Raw genomic sequence first — 14,721 nt, forward strand, 5'->3', positions numbered from 1 at the left:
ATTTATCTTAGTACCAACCATTTGCCAACCAGAAAGCCTTGGCTGCAGACCATGAACCATAGCGACTAGCAACATAAGCATCTGCTACACGCTCTTGGTTTTCTGGTGAGTAATCACCATTCAAGTAAGTATTTGTCAACTGGTAACGACCAATGTAGATACCGTTACGGGCATCATAGCTACCGCTTGATTCCTTCATTGCAATCCATTCTTTTGCTGCTGCATCTTCAGCACTCAAGTTTGAAGAATAGCTGCTAGTTGTTACTGTTGCAGTAGAAGTTGATGTTGATTGAGTTTGTTCAACTGAACTCTCTACTGCCTTCACTGTCACATCACCCAATTCGATAACTTGACCGACATGGATAAAATCTAAGTTGGTAATCTTATTCTGCTCTGCTAATTTTTCAACAGTAGTATTGTATGTTTCAGCAATTTCAGACAGGGTATCACCAGACTTTACAGTATAGGTTTCTGCACTGACTACACCCGCAGTTAAAAGGGAGATTCCCGCTACCAAACCAGCAATAGTTGTTTTTAAGTTTTTCTTTAATGTAATGTTCATAATAGTCACATTCCTTTCTGTCATGTGTCTATCATACCCTCTAACTATTACCTAGACTTTGTGAAATTGTTACAAATATTACAGACAAATTGAGATTAGACGATAAAAACGCTATTTCTAGCGTTTTTTACTCATTTTTTCAATATAAATAAGAGTCCAGCTAAAGCTAACATAACTAAAATTACTAACGTATCTGCTAACTTCCATTCCAAAATCCGATACTTGGTTCTCCCATCTCCGCCTTGATACCCACGCGCCTCCATCGCCGTCGCAAGAGCATCTGCCCTCTTAAAACTTGATGTGAATAAAGGAATCAAAATAGGAATAACTGACCTTACCTTCTGAATAAGATTTCCCTCATTAAAGTCCACCCCACGAGCTCTCTGAGCATTCATAATCCGAGTGGTATCATCCATCAAGGTCGGTACAAAACGCAAACTCATGGACAACATCAAACCAATTTCATGCACAGGAACTTTAAATTTCTTCAAAGGTGCAAGACCTGATTCAATACCATCTGCCAAGCTAAGGGGTGTCGTCGTCAAGGTCAATAGGGTTGAGAAGAAAATAATCAAAACAAAGCGAACAAAAATAATCGCCGCCTGTTGCAAACCCTCAACTGATAATTTAAAAATCCAAAACTCCCATAAAAGTGTCGCTCCAGGTGTAAAGAAAACCTGAAAGAAAGTTGTAAATAGAATAATTCCTATCATCGGTTTCAAACCATTAATAAAAAATGATAAGCGAATACGAGATAAAACAACCATTCCTAAAACAAATGCTATCAACAAGGCATTGGTGACCAAATTATTGGCCCAAAAAATCATCAATAGAAATCCAAACATTGCTAAAAGCTTACTTCTTGGATCCAAGCGATGAATAATTGAATCCCCAGGAATATAGCGACCTAAAATTAATTTATCCATGTGTCACCATCCCCGTAAATTCTTCAATTGTAATAGGAAGACGTTCAAATACAAAGCCTCTTCTCTCCAAATTAGCTGCAAATTTAGTAATCTTAGGTACTCCCAACTGAATACTCTCTAAAAAATCTACCTCTTGAAAAATATCGACTGGTTTACCAGAACGGACCAGCTTTCCCTTTTCCATAATGTAAACAAAATCAGCATAGTTAGCCACATCGTCCATCAAATGAGTTACCAAAACGATTGTCATGCCTGATTCATGAAGCTTTTTGAAAATATCCATCAATTCCTGACGACCCGCAGGGTCCAAGCCAGCTGTTGGTTCATCCAAAACTAAGATACTTGGTTCCATTGCCAGAATCCCAGCAATAGCCACCCGACGCATTTGACCACCAGATAGTTCAAAAGGACTACGCTCAAACAAGCTTTCATCAATTCCAACCAAGGCCAACTTTTCACGCGCAATCGTTTCAGCCTCTTCCTGAGAAACTCCGAAATTTTGTGGACCAAAAGCAACATCTTTCAAGACCGTTTCATCAAACACTTGACTTTCAGGAAATTGGAACACCAGCCCCACTTTCTTCCTTACTTGCTTAATATCCTTATTTTCAGACGTCGCTGTAATCACAACATCATCAATGACTACTCTTCCTTCTGTTGGTACATTTAATCCATTCAAGAGTTGTAAAATCGTTGATTTGCCCGAACCCGTATGCCCAATAAGGGCCGTGTAAGAGCCATCAACAATCTCCAAATCCACACCAAAAAGCGCACGCCCCTCAAAAGGAGTGCCAGCTTGATAGGTATAGCTTACTTCTTGGAGATCAATTCCCATAAAGTTTCCTCTAATTCTTCCTCTGTAAAATAGCGGAGCGGTAAATCAAGTCCAGTCTGGCGCAAAGATGAAGCCAGTTCTGTCGTAAATGGTCTATCCAAGTCTAAATCTACCAAATCTTCTCGCATAAATAGTTCATTTGGAGTGCTAATTGATTCAACCTGTCCATTTTTCATCACGATAACTCGGTCACTCAATGCAACCTCATCCAAATCATGTGTTATAGAGATAACCGTCATACCATGACGATCCTTAATTTCACGGACAATCTTAATCAAGTCGAGACGACCTTCTGGATCCAACATAGACGTAGCCTCATCCAAAATAATAATTTTTGGACGCAAGGCAACCACTCCAGCAATCGCCACCCTCTGCTTCTGACCACCAGATAAACGAGCAGGCTCACGTGTTTTGAAATCAGTCATTCCAACTAATTCCAAAGCTTCGTCAACTCGACTACGCATCTCCTCCAAAGGGATTCCCTGGTTCTCTAAACCAAATGCAACATCATCTTCAACTGTGGCACCCACAAATTGGTTATCTGGATTTTGAAAAACCATACCAATCAAGCGTCGCTTATCCCATACATTATCAATGGTTAAGGCATCACCGTCAATATAAATATCACCTGATTCAGCTTCCAACAAACCATCAATCAAACGAACTGTTGTTGATTTACCCGAACCATTATGTCCAATAATAGACAACCATTCTCCCTGTTTCACGTGAAACGAGACATCATTTAGGGTATAGCGCTCATCCTCTTGGTCGTATTTATATTTAAGATTTTTTACTTCGATAATATTTGTCATCATTTAAAAGTATCTTTGAATAAGTAAGAGGCACCCCTGAAATAATCATAACCTGAATATAGGGTGAAGAAAAGTGCAATATAGAGTGTTATTTGCCCCACAACGTCCCAGTGTAAGAGCAGGAAAATAACTGCAAACATCTGTGAAAATGTTTTGATTTTTCCTGGCATGGCCGCAGCTAGAACTGTTCCTCCATTTTCCACCAAGAGTAGACGAAGACCTGTCACTGCCAATTCACGACAAATAATAATTGCAACTACCCAAGCTGGGGCAAATCCAAGCTCTACAAGCATGATAAACGCTGTCATCACCAAAATCTTATCTGCCATCGGATCCGCAAATTTTCCAAAGTTTGTTACAACCTGCCATTTACGAGCCAAGTAGCCGTCTAGATAATCCGTAATACTAGCTAATGCAAAAATAAGTGCTGCCAACACATGACTAATTGTTGAATCCCAAACGGTCAGTAACAAGATAAAAATTGGGATTACCAAAATCCTACCTATCGTCAATGCATTGGGAATATTTTCTTTTTTCATTCTAATACCTTTATTGCCCTTATTCAAAATTTAAAGTGACCGCCCCTGTATCGGCTGTCAGAGCTGATAGATCTAGCTTTTGACCACCTACAGTTACCTCTACTCCTTTGACAACACCAAGAACAAGTGTAGTAGAAGTCACTCCTTCTTCAATAGTAGTAGTTACTGTTGGATTATCAGGTGTTAGTGTAACGCCCCCCTCTAACAAGGTGTCAGAAAGGCTGATCCAACTCGTTGTATTTTTTGCTGTTACAGTTACTTCTAATGGATAAGTCACTGTTTTAAGGGTCGCAACAATGTTAGAACCTGATCCTGAAATAGTCACATTTTCTGTAGCGGAACTACTTGAACTCGTTGAATTTGACTGCGCCTGCTCAGTAGAACTCGTCTCTGTGCCACTACTTGCTTCAGATACAGATTGCTCAACTATACTATATGACGTTGTAGTAGGCGTAATAGATGCTCTATTTTGGAGCCTGCTATGAACAATATAAGTCACAAAAATAATTATCAAACCCGTCGCAAGTAATAAGTAAATCAACGGAAGATAAGAGTTCTTTTTACGTTTACGAACCTTATAGCTTCTTTTCAATTCTGAAGATCGGAGTTCTTCTTCTCCATCTTCATAATATTTCACTAAACTATTGGTCTCGTAAGCATCCAGTAGGACATCTGCATCTAATTCCAAAGCCTCAGCATATGCTCTTAAAATAGAATGAACATCATCTGAGTTTGCAATAAAATCAAAATCATTGTACTCAAGTGCCTGCAAATATTTAGCTTGGATTTTTGTTATCCGTTGCAAATCAACGAATGTCCAACCCCGTCCTTCTCTAGCTGTTCTAAGTACTTCCCCTATACTCTTTTGTCTCATAATACCCTCTCTCTATCGCTCATCATGTACAGTATACTATTCTAACAAAATTCCAAGGAAATTTCGACGGGTTGCGCCCACTTATTTTGGAAAAATCGTGAAATCTGTCATATCACAGTGATCAATAAAGCGACGACCTGCCTCTCTGATGTCATCTAACTGTAGTTCCTGTATCATTTGAGGTATATCAAAAACATTTTCATATTCTGAATACTGAGAAACAAAGTGACTAGCTGTAAACTCAAGAGAATTTAAGCTACGAATAAAATCTCCATACATCTCGTTTTTCAACAATTGTAAATGATCCTCTGTCACATCTGCATCATCCTCAAATTTCCTAAGTGCTTTCATCAGTATACTAGAAAGCGTAATGGGTTCTTGAGTATCTCCCGAGATAATCAAATAGTGGTACTCAGGTGTAACCTCTAATTGGAACTGGAAAGAAGAATCAATTTTTCCCTGCTCGTACAACTGTTGGTATCGTTTTGAAGTCCAACCAAACAACATGGCAAATAAAAATTGTAAACTGAGCCGATATTTCTGAATAGTCTCCTTATCAACCTCGTCATTTCCCCGTAAACCAACAGCCAATTTTGGGGTAGATACTTCAAATTGTTCTGAGAGATGCTCCTGTATCGGCAACTTTTGGACACCTGCCAATTCAAACGACTGAGCTGGATTATCCATCTGAGCTACTTGATAACTTGAAATTTGTTTCCAAACTGCCTCTAAATCAAAATTACCAATAACGAATAAATTCATGTTACTTGGATGATAAAACACATCAAAATTCTCATGTAAATCATCCGCAGTAATTGCAGCAATTGATTCAACTGTCCCTGCTATATCATAGGCCAAAGGACTTTCTGGATAAAGCGATGATAAAATTCCCGTAAACAAGCGATAATCTGCATCATCTTGATACATCTCAATTTCTTGTTCAATAATCCCCTGTTCTCTTTCTACATTGTCTTCTGTAAAATACGGTTCTCGAACAAAAGATTGTAAAAGTGATAGAGACTCCAATACTTTCTGAGTCGTTGAAAATAAGTAACTAGTCTGTCTAAAACTGGTATAAGCATTTGCGCTTGCTCCCAATTTAGCAAACTCATTCATAATATCCTCTTCATTCTCAGTTTCAAACAGCTTATGTTCTAAAAAGTGTGCAATCCCTGCAGGATAAACAACACTATTACCATTAGCCAGTGTAAATCGAGTATGAATACCCCCAAAATTGGTCGTTAGAATTCCATATGTCTCATGAAATTCTATTTTAGGGAGTAAAACAACTGTCAACCCATTGTCAACTTTCCCATAAAAGACAGATTCTTTCATGTAAGGATACTTCTTCTCAATTAACTTCATTCTTCTGTCCCCTCCATAAAGTAAACAGCCTGTAAATTAATCATCTGTCCTACTCGAATGACATCGTCTATTGATACCGATTTGATAGCCTCAATCCAATCTAGCCAACTTAAATTTCTATTTCCTAAGGTAACTTGATTATATACTTGTTCTATCAAATTATTCTGCCTATCCTGAGCCAAGGTTGCTGAATGAATCAACATGTTTTTTGTCAACTCTAATTCTTCTTCTGTAAATTTACCACATTTTAAATCAAGTAGTTGTTTACTAATTAACTTCATTACCCTGAGTCTATTTTCGCGGCTAATTCCAGCATAGACCTTCAGCATTCCTGAAAAAATAGAGACCTGACTTCCAATTGTATAGGCCAAACTTTCTTTCTCACGAACATTCATAAATAATTTCGAATGAGAGAAAGCACCTAGTAGACCATTAAATACCATCAAAGCTGGATAGTTTACATCGTTGTAAACCACCTGTAAATGATATGCCAATTCCAAAATGGACTGCCTTGCCTGTTTACGCTCGATTTTTTCTTGCGTTATGTTTGAGTATTCCTGATGATATTCTAACTCTAATTTTGGATTTCTATAAGTAAAACCAAAATCTTCAAGTTTTCTTTTGACTTGCTCTCTGTCAACCTTCCCTAAGACAAATATATCAATTTTATCCATACGCAATATATTCCGATAAATCTGAAAGGTTGATTCTGCTGTTTCTTTTTCAACCAAATCAAGCCTACCGACGCGTGGAATTTGAAGAGAGGGATCTTTATAAAAAAGCTTACTCATTTCAACATCTGCATGATAAAAATTATCTTCTATCTCTGACTGAAGAAAATTGATTAAATTCGTTTTTTCAACCTCGAAAATCTGACTATCAAATCCTCGCCCCTTTTTCAGTGGTCTAAATATACACGTGTATAAAAAATCAAGAATCTCTACTGTAATATCCTCATTTTCTGGCAAGTGACGAGGACTGACATATGAAATTGTCACATCTACACAGTGCACCCTACCACGTTTTGAAACTGAGGTCGAGAACTGAGCACCATACAATTCTGCCAATCTTCTCCGAACAGCCTGAGCAGTCTGAAATTCTTGGTTACCCATTTCAAAAATATTTGCAACTAACACACGACCAGCAACGGTAGCCTCACTCATTTCAGCTGCAAAGCGAATACGTATACGATTTGTCGTAAACTGATCTGTATCAATAAAATGAAGATCTACTCCCTCTTGTAATTTCATCTTCTTCCTCTTTCAAACATTGTACCTTCCATTATACCATTTTGTGATAAGGTATGCTTGGCTTTAGCATTTGGTTGCTTTACACGCCTTTTCAGTTGATTTTACTGGATTTTTGAAAAACAGTGTAAACTTTATACAGCGTTACATTTCCCTAGAAAGTGTACAAAAAGGGGAACAAAAAAAGCCTATCATTTATAGCATGATAGACTAAAAATAATGAGTTCAGCAGGCAAGGACTAGCGTATCCATTCGGTACGCTTTTTTGATTGCTGATAAGTGTATTATATCATGCTTCTACTGTTTCCTACTGTGTTTTACTGTATCCGTTCAAAAATACCATTTTGGCGAAATAGACTGCGGCGCGTGGTTGCTAATTGCTCAAAAATTTCAAAAAGGGAAAATCGTGCACGGAAGAGGGCGGCGTTGTTTATTCCCGAACAAACCCACCCCCGTTCAAAAAAAGATGGGGGTATTTCCGAATGGTCCCAAACTTAACTATCCAAGTGCTGCAGTAGTTCGCCACTACGGTACTGACCAGCGAACTCTAGCAAAGCTTCATTTTTAGCCAAGTAGTAAGTACTTTCAGCTATCCCAAGTTGTTGTGCCTGCTCTACTGATCGTAACTTGTCGGGTGATATATAACTCATGATAAGTATAGCTCGATGTCTTGGTTTAGCTATCGCGTTGATAGCTTTCAAAATCTCGTTGACCTCGTTTGGTGCCTCACGTTGCCAGCCGTGTACCTTGCCCTTGTAGTCTTCAGGGTCAAACTCAAACAGCTTTATGGTCCAATTCTCATCTACCTGTATCATGTCATGATGCAGAACTACCACCCTGCACCAGCGGGGAAACTCCTTTAGTTTTCTTTTTGCTAGTTGTTTGCTCAAGTCAACGCCCTCCGTGTGATATAATAGTTTTAGAGTTTTATTCACAGAGTCGGTACAAGCGTGCTGGCTTTTTTTGTATCCTATTCGCCGTTATACCATTCATCTTTAATAATAACAGTATCATTTGTTTTTCTGTAGTGGTAAAAGATAATATCCCCTTGCTCGGCGTATCCTGCTAGCTTTTCCAGTCGTTTCTTTATTGATTTATTCATTCGTCATCTTCCACATAGTCAAAAAATAGAATATAGTTGCCTTCTCGTGCAATGTCACTAGCCACTCGGTGCGCTTCTTCCTCTGATTGATAAGTATAATTTACTTCAGTAAAACCCTTAGTATAATCTTGGTGCTTAACCTCATAATTTCCAGACTCTAGGGGAGTTATGAAAATAAGGCCTATTCCCTGTTGATTTGTTCGCTCTTTCAATTTTTCTAGTCGTCTTTTAATTGCCTTATTCATCTAATAACTTGGCCTCCAATACTTCCAACTGTTCAACAATCTCCACCGCCTCAACTGCCTTGTATGCTGTTGTTAGGATTGTCTGGGCTGATTGTACCCTAGCGTAAGGGCTAGCGGTCTCATCTTCCATGATGTCAGTAAGCACCTTGACCGCCCTAATACTTGCCACTTGTAAAAGAGCTGTCGCTTCTTTCAGTTGCTCGCTCCTGCGTTCTCGATAAACACGCTTAAAGGTTGCGCTCTTCAAATATTCGTAACCTGTTTTGCGCGTGATGTTGGATAGTTCAGACGCTTTTGCCACATTACCAGTCAAAAGTAAGTTAGCCAAAAAGGTCTCTTGTCGTTTGTTCAGTTTGTCGGTCATAATATCGTACCACCCCCTCTAATTGTTACTTTCTGTATATGCACGAAAAGAGCCCTGGGGCTCTCTTCACTATTCATCACGGCTGGAATATTGCCACAAGGCTTTAAACTCTCCCTCTGTGTCCAGACTTTTCAGTAAAGCCATAGCCTCGTCATCTACCACCTCTAGGTTGCTGTGCACGCCATTCACTGCCATATCTGGATAGTCATCATCTAGTACGCTGTCAGCAAGTTCCATAAACTCCAGCTCTAATCTGGCTGTTTTTTCCAGTAAGCTATCAAAGCTCTCTGTTTGTTTGAACTGTTCCACGCGCTTACGGATGTATTCTTGTTCAGTCGCTTGCTGTTGTTCGTATTCGTTTAAATCATCAGGATTGTTGTAGTAGTCCTTAAAACTATCACAAATACGCTGGAATACCTTAATAAGGTCATCATCTTCCACGTACTCAACTGCTAATTGGTTATGAACTCCGCCCTGTCCGTCATTGTGGTAGCTGACTTCAATAACTGGCTGATCATAAGTTCCTGTCATATAGCCCATAAGCGCGTGACCTGCAACTTGTGCGGTGTCAAAGTCTTTGAATGTGTAGTTGAATGTGAATGTGTTTGGTGTATCTGAAAATGTTTTGTATGTCATGTCTTTATTCTCCCTAGTTGTTTGATAAATTTGGAAAGTTTCCTTATTATTTCGGCATCATCGGTCACGGTGTCGCCTCCTACTGCATTGCTAATAGTCCACTGACTGCAATATCTCGGATAAATTGGCTTTCCTGCTCTGCCGTCATATTCGGGTTGCCCTTCTTGACTTCCAACAACAGTTCTGCCAATTTGTCACTATCTGTCTGATATACCAGTTTCTTGACTGTATTCTGGAAGTGTAGTTCTAGATTTTCAATCATTGCTTCCATGCGGTCTGCAGTCTGAAACAAATTATTGACGTGATAAGCAATTTTGGCGATTGTAGCAAAGAACTTCGCCCGAGTATCTGGATGTTTGTAGAGTTCGTAAACATTCAAAGTCACGTCCTCAGCCGCAATACGATTCCCGATTTCTAAAAAGTTCTTATAGTCTGCTTCGTTCAGTTCTTCAAAATCCATGGCCATAAACTCAGCCCTTCGTTGGTCAAGTTCTGCGATGTCTTTTTCTGCTTGCTCAAAAAAATCTTGTTCGGTCATATCTATATCCTCTTTTTGTCATTTACTTATTTTTTTTACAATCCGCTTGTGTTTCCCATAAAATAATTTGATTTCCATGTTTTTTCCTCCATTTTTGGTCAGACCCCTGATACTTTTACAGGGGTAGCCACAGACCCCTGATACCGATAAACCCTTGATTTTACTGGTTTGGTACAGGGGTACAGGGGGTTACAGGGGTTTTCTTATATACATTTACTATTTTTTTGTTTTTGTACTAATTTTATATATGTATTTTATGTCTTAATTTTTTTATTTTTTCTTTTTGTCCTATAGTAACCTATGTATACCCCTGATACCACTAAACCCTTGATAATACTGGGGTTTACCAAATGCCAACCAATTGCCAACCAATTGCCAACCAAATGTCCGCATAGGTTAGGTAAGGATAGGAGAGGAGAGGAGAGTGTAAGCTAGATTAGGTCTTCGGTCTCCTCCTCAACAGATAGGTTTTGGAATTTTTCCCAATCTTCAATGGTGTATACATTCTCTTTTTCCAGATTCTGCAAAGACGTAGTAACATAAGCAACCGAATCAGCTCCATGAAGCCCTGCTCGTTTGTATATCTCTTTAACTAATAATCTATCGAACTTGTTCAACCTTTTCTTTATGGTGTTTATTTCATAAGTATCTGGTTCACGATTGAAAGAGTAATATGTTAAACCTGCTATGAATTCTTCGTCAGTTGCATCTATCAGAAATTCATCACTCATAACATCAACAGAATAACCAGTATTAGACAAAGCCATTTTTACAAATGATGGTGATGCTTCGTCAAAATCAAAGATATAGTTTTTTTCTTTTTTTGACTTTGACTCTGCTTCTAATTCTATCTCTATCTCTTTTTTTGACTCTATCTTTGATTCTAATTCTATCTCTATCTCTTTTTTTGACTCTATCTTTGATTCTATCTCTGACTCTATCTCTGTTGGACACGAGTTGGAATTTGTCAAAGATTTTTGGACATTGTCCAAACTATCTTTATTTTGTCGTTGTCCACGTTTGTAACTTGCCCAGTTTGTTTCACTCATAACCATTGCTTTGGCTTGTGTTAGTTCTGCGTTTTTGTCTTCATCAATCTGAATCAGCCCACATTTTGTAAAATATTCTATGGTCATTTCCATGTCTTCTTCAGAAACATCTAGTTTCAATGCCAATTCATCTTTGAGGTTATCAAAATAACCCTCATAGTACAAGATACAATCACTGTCAAGGCTTTCCAGTAGAAGACGCATGTATATTACTGTCATTGCGTAGCCATTAGGGGTTGTCTTTAATTTCTTGATAAAAATATTGTCAAAGAATTTCTTATCAATCTTTAACCAGAAATATACCTTAGTTTTTGCCATTGTCCACTCCCAAAAATATCAAAATATCACTGACCCTATAGAAGATTTTTCTAGTATCCTCTAGCGGTGGTTGGTATCGTCTCAGTCCGTTATCCTCCCAACGCTTCAGGGTCTTGTATTCGACATCTAGCTCATCTTTTATCTGCTGGGCAGTGATTAGCCCAAGTAACCTTGGTTTGACCTTCTCACGCGCATCCAAGTACTTACCAACCATATCCAGCAAGCCGTGAGTTAGATCCTGCTCGCTCTCTCTGCTTAGGCTAAACATCTCGGTACTTCCTCCAATCTTCTAAGTCAGCAGTCAAAAGCGCGTGTATACGCTTGTGTTCCTGGTCGTATTGCTTTTGGAGTGGTAGCACCCCTGCAAGTCGTTCCACTTCATTCTGGGGGATATAGTAGCCTCCTAGCTTGTTATCACGTCCGCCACATACTGGAATACCATAATCAACTATAAGCTGGCGTATATGCTCCCGAATGGTTCGGATGTCCAAGCCTGTCAGCCGTTCAATATCTGTCCCCGTGATAGGCAATTCCATTCCAAGCGGTAGTAGCTTGAAAACTTTGTATAGGTGTGGTGGTAGTTGGTTTTCTGTCATGCTTGCACCTCCAGCAGATTCATCCAGTCAATGATCCATTGCTTTTTCTCTTCTTGGGAAAGTGTCAAAAAGCGTTCTTCTTCCTCTTTAGGTATTTTGTTCTCTATGATGCCAATGATAAGCCCATAGAGTGCTGGGCGTTTTTCTTTGATTTCCTCAAGTATCTGGTCTAGTTTGTTCATGTTTGTCCTCCTAATTGTAGTATCTGCCCTGTGATTGAATATAAGCCCCATAGTTCGCATTTGTCAGCGGTCTGGTATCTTTACCCTCGGTCTTGATTTTAGGCTCTATATCAAGCTGAAAAGTGCCTAAACCAACGCCAAACCATAGAACCATGTTCAGCGGTGTAAAAATCGCTAGTAGGGTCAAAGCTGTTTCGATTGTCATTTCTTGCATGTCTTAGCTTCCTTTCTGGACAATTTTTTCATATGCTCAAAATCTTGTAAAGCTAGTTTCAAATACCACATCGGATTACCTGCCCCTACATTATCCTCGTAACCAGCTTTCAAGAGTAGCATCCTAGTATGTTCAATTCTTGAAACGAAACTATTTAAAGCAAGTTCAATTGCTGTCAAATCACCATATGGAACTCGAACAACATCCTCGTGAAAGTATTTCAGCATGATGCCGGTTAGATAGTGCAATGTCCATCCTGTTTCATGATCTAGCTGATATACTTTGCTGATAACAGCTTCCAGCTCTTCCGATATTGCAGCCTTTACTGGTGCATATTCATTGCTAGATGCTTCAAAATGGATTATCGTATCTCTGTTACTATCTTTCATGTGTTTTTACCTCGTTTTTTAATCTGTCTGGTCAAAGTGTCCTAGATATGCTATAATCTAGCTATAAAACATTTACTAAAACCCTTACGGCTTGCCTGCTTGTAATTTGTGTTTTAGTTCTTGGTTGAAAGGCTCTGCGGTGTGGTTATTGCTAAGCCTTTTTTGTTGTGTATTATTCTGCAGCTGTCGTTTTCACTAAAATGTAGCCCCTGTTTGCGTGGTCAGTTTCTAGTTCAATGATTTTGTAGGCTGTGCCACGGTGTTCAACGTACATAGAATTATCAAACGGCGGATGTGGATGGTAACGGATGCCAAAGGTTTTGGTAGCCTTCCCGCTTTCAAGTCCTGATGCTGTTTTGAAATCTCTGACACTCGAACTTGACACCTCTGCCCAACAGGAATATACGTCTGTCCGTATGCTGTCTACAACTTCGCCATCTTCGTTCTGCCCTGCAGTTCTGGAAAAAAATGTGATACGCTCGTTCATTCTGCTAGTGTTCACTCTGTACTGTCCTTTCTTGTTCTCACGCGCCTGCTGGTGCGTTTTTTAATGGTCTGAATACCATTGTCTTTATGTCTTGGTAAGTCATGCCAAGGTTAATCATAGCGATTGCCATGTCTTCTAGTGCCTGGTATCTGATTAGTTCTTGACTGGTTAGGCTGTCAATGCCTGTCAGACCTCCACGTTTTGCCACTAGCTGACGTTTGTTCATACCTGTTGTTCCCTTTAGCAAAAGATTCGTAACGGTGCTGTGCGCGTGTCTGGGTCTCGCTTCCCAGTTCTCTATGCTGTCGTGCAAAGTTTTCCGCTTAGGCTTTTCCAGTGCCCTCTGGTAGCGAAAGGCTGCTACCTCATCCCGCATCTCGAAGAATGCTTTGACTAGGTTTTCCTTAAAGTTTGCGACTTGCTCGGTATTTTTTAAAAACGTGATTAGCAATGTTGCTTGTTGTTCGTTTAGAATATAATCTTTTGACTGTTGCCCACTCTCCATAGCTTGGATTTTAAATCCAACCTTTCCGAAACGTTCAAAGCGTTCAAGATTTTTTCTGATTATACGTGTAACAGTGTGGTGTTGCACCTCTGCACATTCTGCCACTATGCTACTCAATGTATACGGCTCTTTCCGTCCGTCCATGTAGACTAATTCCATTGACTAACCTCCAATCACTGACACTAGCTTAGCCACTCGCTCAAGACCTGCGGTGATGTCTGCTAGATTGTCCATTTCCTGCACCTCAGCTATCTTATTTTTGATATAAGTTAAGTCGCTGATACCTGGTAAGGACTGAGTTGTCGGTTGGTCCTGAATGAGTTCGCCCTGCATGTAGTAGCCTTGTGTTCGGATTTCTTTTAAGATTTGCTTGACTGCTTTTCGGAATTCCTTAGCTTTTGGTTTGCTTGAACGCATAAGCACTTCATATAGTCCGTACTCGGTTAAAAACCACATCGTCTGCCCGCTACGAAAATTTTTCGTAGTACCTTCTAAAGGTGTACATTTTACTTTTTCATCGTCGTCTACTTTCCTCAACATCGCCTGTACATCATAGTAACCTTGACTTGTCTTTGTATACTCAATCATTTCAGCTACTTCTCTAGCCATGAATAATGGATTTTCAAAATCACCGTAAACATCTAGCGGGTGTCCGTGAAAATTATCCGTGTGGATAACTTGTAAATAGCGACTGCGGTCGTTTGTTTCATCAAAAATACTTACCTGTGTTGTCATGTTCTGTTTAACCTCTCTATAAAGTTTATTCAGCTTCTGTCTGCTCTTTGGGCTAGGGATGTTCTTCCCCTGCCACCATTTGCCGACTGTCCTAGGGTCTGTTCCTATTCGTTGACCAATAGCCACAAGATTCAGCCCGTAGCCATTGCGTAGCTCGTCAATGACTTTACTGTAGTTTCTCCTCATTGCTTGCTTACCTTT

The 14,721-nt window shown here is 39.5% G+C and carries 23 protein-coding genes; all 23 read right to left on the bottom strand.

Going from position 1 to position 14,721, the window contains the following annotated elements:
• Window positions 1-7: 7 nt before the first annotated feature.
• The 23 genes from ODU41_RS08815 to ODU41_RS08925 all read right to left on the bottom strand — a co-directional run bounded on the left by ODU41_RS08815 (window position 8) and on the right by ODU41_RS08925 (window position 14,706).
• Window positions 8-562, bottom strand: coding sequence for a LysM peptidoglycan-binding domain-containing protein (locus ODU41_RS08815; protein ID WP_398578942.1), 555 nt, complete (start codon window positions 560-562; stop codon window positions 8-10).
• Between the two features lie 131 nt (window positions 563-693).
• Window positions 694-1,488, bottom strand: coding sequence for an energy-coupling factor transporter transmembrane component T family protein (locus tag ODU41_RS08820; RefSeq protein WP_398578926.1), 795 nt, complete (start codon window positions 1,486-1,488; stop codon window positions 694-696).
• Window positions 1,481-2,323: an energy-coupling factor ABC transporter ATP-binding protein gene (locus tag ODU41_RS08825; protein WP_002938195.1), complete on the bottom strand. Its 843-nt coding sequence runs from the start codon at window positions 2,321-2,323 to the stop codon at window positions 1,481-1,483. Before ODU41_RS08825 ends, ODU41_RS08820 begins: the two co-directional genes overlap by 8 nt.
• Window positions 2,299-3,135, bottom strand: coding sequence for an energy-coupling factor ABC transporter ATP-binding protein (locus ODU41_RS08830; RefSeq protein WP_029171263.1), 837 nt, complete (start codon window positions 3,133-3,135; stop codon window positions 2,299-2,301). The genes ODU41_RS08825 and ODU41_RS08830 overlap by 25 nt, the downstream gene beginning before the upstream one ends.
• Window positions 3,135-3,674 (bottom strand): CDP-diacylglycerol--glycerol-3-phosphate 3-phosphatidyltransferase, encoded by a 540-nt coding sequence (gene pgsA, locus ODU41_RS08835; protein ID WP_398578927.1) that lies wholly within the window; start codon window positions 3,672-3,674, stop codon window positions 3,135-3,137. Before pgsA ends, ODU41_RS08830 begins: the two co-directional genes overlap by 1 nt.
• Window positions 3,675-3,693: 19 nt before the next feature.
• Window positions 3,694-4,548: a cytoskeleton protein RodZ gene (gene rodZ / locus ODU41_RS08840; RefSeq protein WP_398578928.1), complete on the bottom strand. Its 855-nt coding sequence runs from the start codon at window positions 4,546-4,548 to the stop codon at window positions 3,694-3,696.
• Between the two features lie 81 nt (window positions 4,549-4,629).
• Window positions 4,630-5,913, bottom strand: a complete 1,284-nt coding sequence (gene yfmH, locus ODU41_RS08845) for an EF-P 5-aminopentanol modification-associated protein YfmH (protein WP_141590810.1) — start codon at window positions 5,911-5,913, stop codon at window positions 4,630-4,632.
• Window positions 5,910-7,163 carry an EF-P 5-aminopentanol modification-associated protein YfmF gene (gene yfmF, locus ODU41_RS08850; protein ID WP_398578929.1) on the bottom strand — a complete coding sequence of 418 codons (1,254 nt, stop codon included), beginning with the start codon at window positions 7,161-7,163 and terminating at the stop codon, window positions 5,910-5,912. The genes yfmH and yfmF overlap by 4 nt, the downstream gene beginning before the upstream one ends.
• Window positions 7,164-7,654: 491 nt before the next feature.
• On the bottom strand, window positions 7,655-8,050 hold the full coding sequence (locus tag ODU41_RS08855) for an ArpU family phage packaging/lysis transcriptional regulator (RefSeq protein ID WP_074391291.1): 396 nt from the start codon (window positions 8,048-8,050) through the stop codon (window positions 7,655-7,657).
• Between the two features lie 80 nt (window positions 8,051-8,130).
• Window positions 8,131-8,262, bottom strand: coding sequence for a hypothetical protein (locus tag ODU41_RS08860; RefSeq protein WP_269472429.1), 132 nt, complete (start codon window positions 8,260-8,262; stop codon window positions 8,131-8,133).
• Entirely contained in the window at window positions 8,259-8,507 is a 249-nt protein-coding gene (locus ODU41_RS08865; RefSeq protein WP_074391292.1) for a hypothetical protein, read from the bottom strand. The genes ODU41_RS08860 and ODU41_RS08865 overlap by 4 nt, the downstream gene beginning before the upstream one ends.
• Window positions 8,500-8,871, bottom strand: a complete 372-nt coding sequence (locus tag ODU41_RS08870; RefSeq protein WP_074391293.1) for a replication protein — start codon at window positions 8,869-8,871, stop codon at window positions 8,500-8,502. The genes ODU41_RS08865 and ODU41_RS08870 overlap by 8 nt, the downstream gene beginning before the upstream one ends.
• A 69-nt stretch (window positions 8,872-8,940) precedes the next feature.
• Window positions 8,941-9,507, bottom strand: a complete 567-nt coding sequence (locus ODU41_RS08875) for a hypothetical protein (protein ID WP_398578930.1) — start codon at window positions 9,505-9,507, stop codon at window positions 8,941-8,943.
• A gap of 79 nt (window positions 9,508-9,586) precedes the next feature.
• Complete coding sequence (locus tag ODU41_RS08880) at window positions 9,587-10,045, bottom strand: hypothetical protein (protein WP_074391295.1); 459 nt, start codon at window positions 10,043-10,045, stop codon at window positions 9,587-9,589.
• A gap of 431 nt (window positions 10,046-10,476) precedes the next feature.
• Window positions 10,477-11,412: a phage replisome organizer N-terminal domain-containing protein gene (locus ODU41_RS08885; protein ID WP_398578931.1), complete on the bottom strand. Its 936-nt coding sequence runs from the start codon at window positions 11,410-11,412 to the stop codon at window positions 10,477-10,479.
• Window positions 11,399-11,680, bottom strand: coding sequence for a transcriptional regulator (locus ODU41_RS08890; RefSeq protein ID WP_074391296.1), 282 nt, complete (start codon window positions 11,678-11,680; stop codon window positions 11,399-11,401). Before ODU41_RS08890 ends, ODU41_RS08885 begins: the two co-directional genes overlap by 14 nt.
• The gene (locus ODU41_RS08895; protein WP_074391297.1) at window positions 11,673-12,008 is read right to left on the bottom strand and encodes a hypothetical protein; all 336 of its coding nucleotides are present in this window, start codon (window positions 12,006-12,008) and stop codon (window positions 11,673-11,675) included. Before ODU41_RS08895 ends, ODU41_RS08890 begins: the two co-directional genes overlap by 8 nt.
• A complete protein-coding gene (locus ODU41_RS08900) occupies window positions 12,005-12,190 on the bottom strand; it encodes a hypothetical protein (protein WP_074391298.1) in 186 nt (61 codons plus the stop codon). Before ODU41_RS08900 ends, ODU41_RS08895 begins: the two co-directional genes overlap by 4 nt.
• 10 nt (window positions 12,191-12,200) lie before the next feature.
• Window positions 12,201-12,404 carry a hypothetical protein gene (locus ODU41_RS08905; RefSeq protein WP_074391299.1) on the bottom strand — a complete coding sequence of 68 codons (204 nt, stop codon included), beginning with the start codon at window positions 12,402-12,404 and terminating at the stop codon, window positions 12,201-12,203.
• A complete protein-coding gene (locus ODU41_RS08910) occupies window positions 12,392-12,793 on the bottom strand; it encodes a hypothetical protein (protein ID WP_398578932.1) in 402 nt (133 codons plus the stop codon). Before ODU41_RS08910 ends, ODU41_RS08905 begins: the two co-directional genes overlap by 13 nt.
• Window positions 12,794-12,965: 172 nt before the next feature.
• Entirely contained in the window at window positions 12,966-13,280 is a 315-nt protein-coding gene (locus ODU41_RS08915) for a phage head closure protein (RefSeq protein WP_370695984.1), read from the bottom strand.
• A gap of 37 nt (window positions 13,281-13,317) precedes the next feature.
• Window positions 13,318-13,944 carry a Rha family transcriptional regulator gene (locus ODU41_RS08920; RefSeq protein WP_398578933.1) on the bottom strand — a complete coding sequence of 209 codons (627 nt, stop codon included), beginning with the start codon at window positions 13,942-13,944 and terminating at the stop codon, window positions 13,318-13,320.
• Between the two features lie 3 nt (window positions 13,945-13,947).
• On the bottom strand, window positions 13,948-14,706 hold the full coding sequence (locus ODU41_RS08925) for a BRO family protein (protein WP_398578934.1): 759 nt from the start codon (window positions 14,704-14,706) through the stop codon (window positions 13,948-13,950).
• Between the last annotated feature and the right edge of the window lie 15 nt (window positions 14,707-14,721).

The sequence above is a fragment of the Streptococcus sp. 2022WUSS083 genome, assembly GCF_044427155.1.
Classification (GTDB): domain Bacteria; phylum Bacillota; class Bacilli; order Lactobacillales; family Streptococcaceae; genus Streptococcus; species Streptococcus hashimotonensis.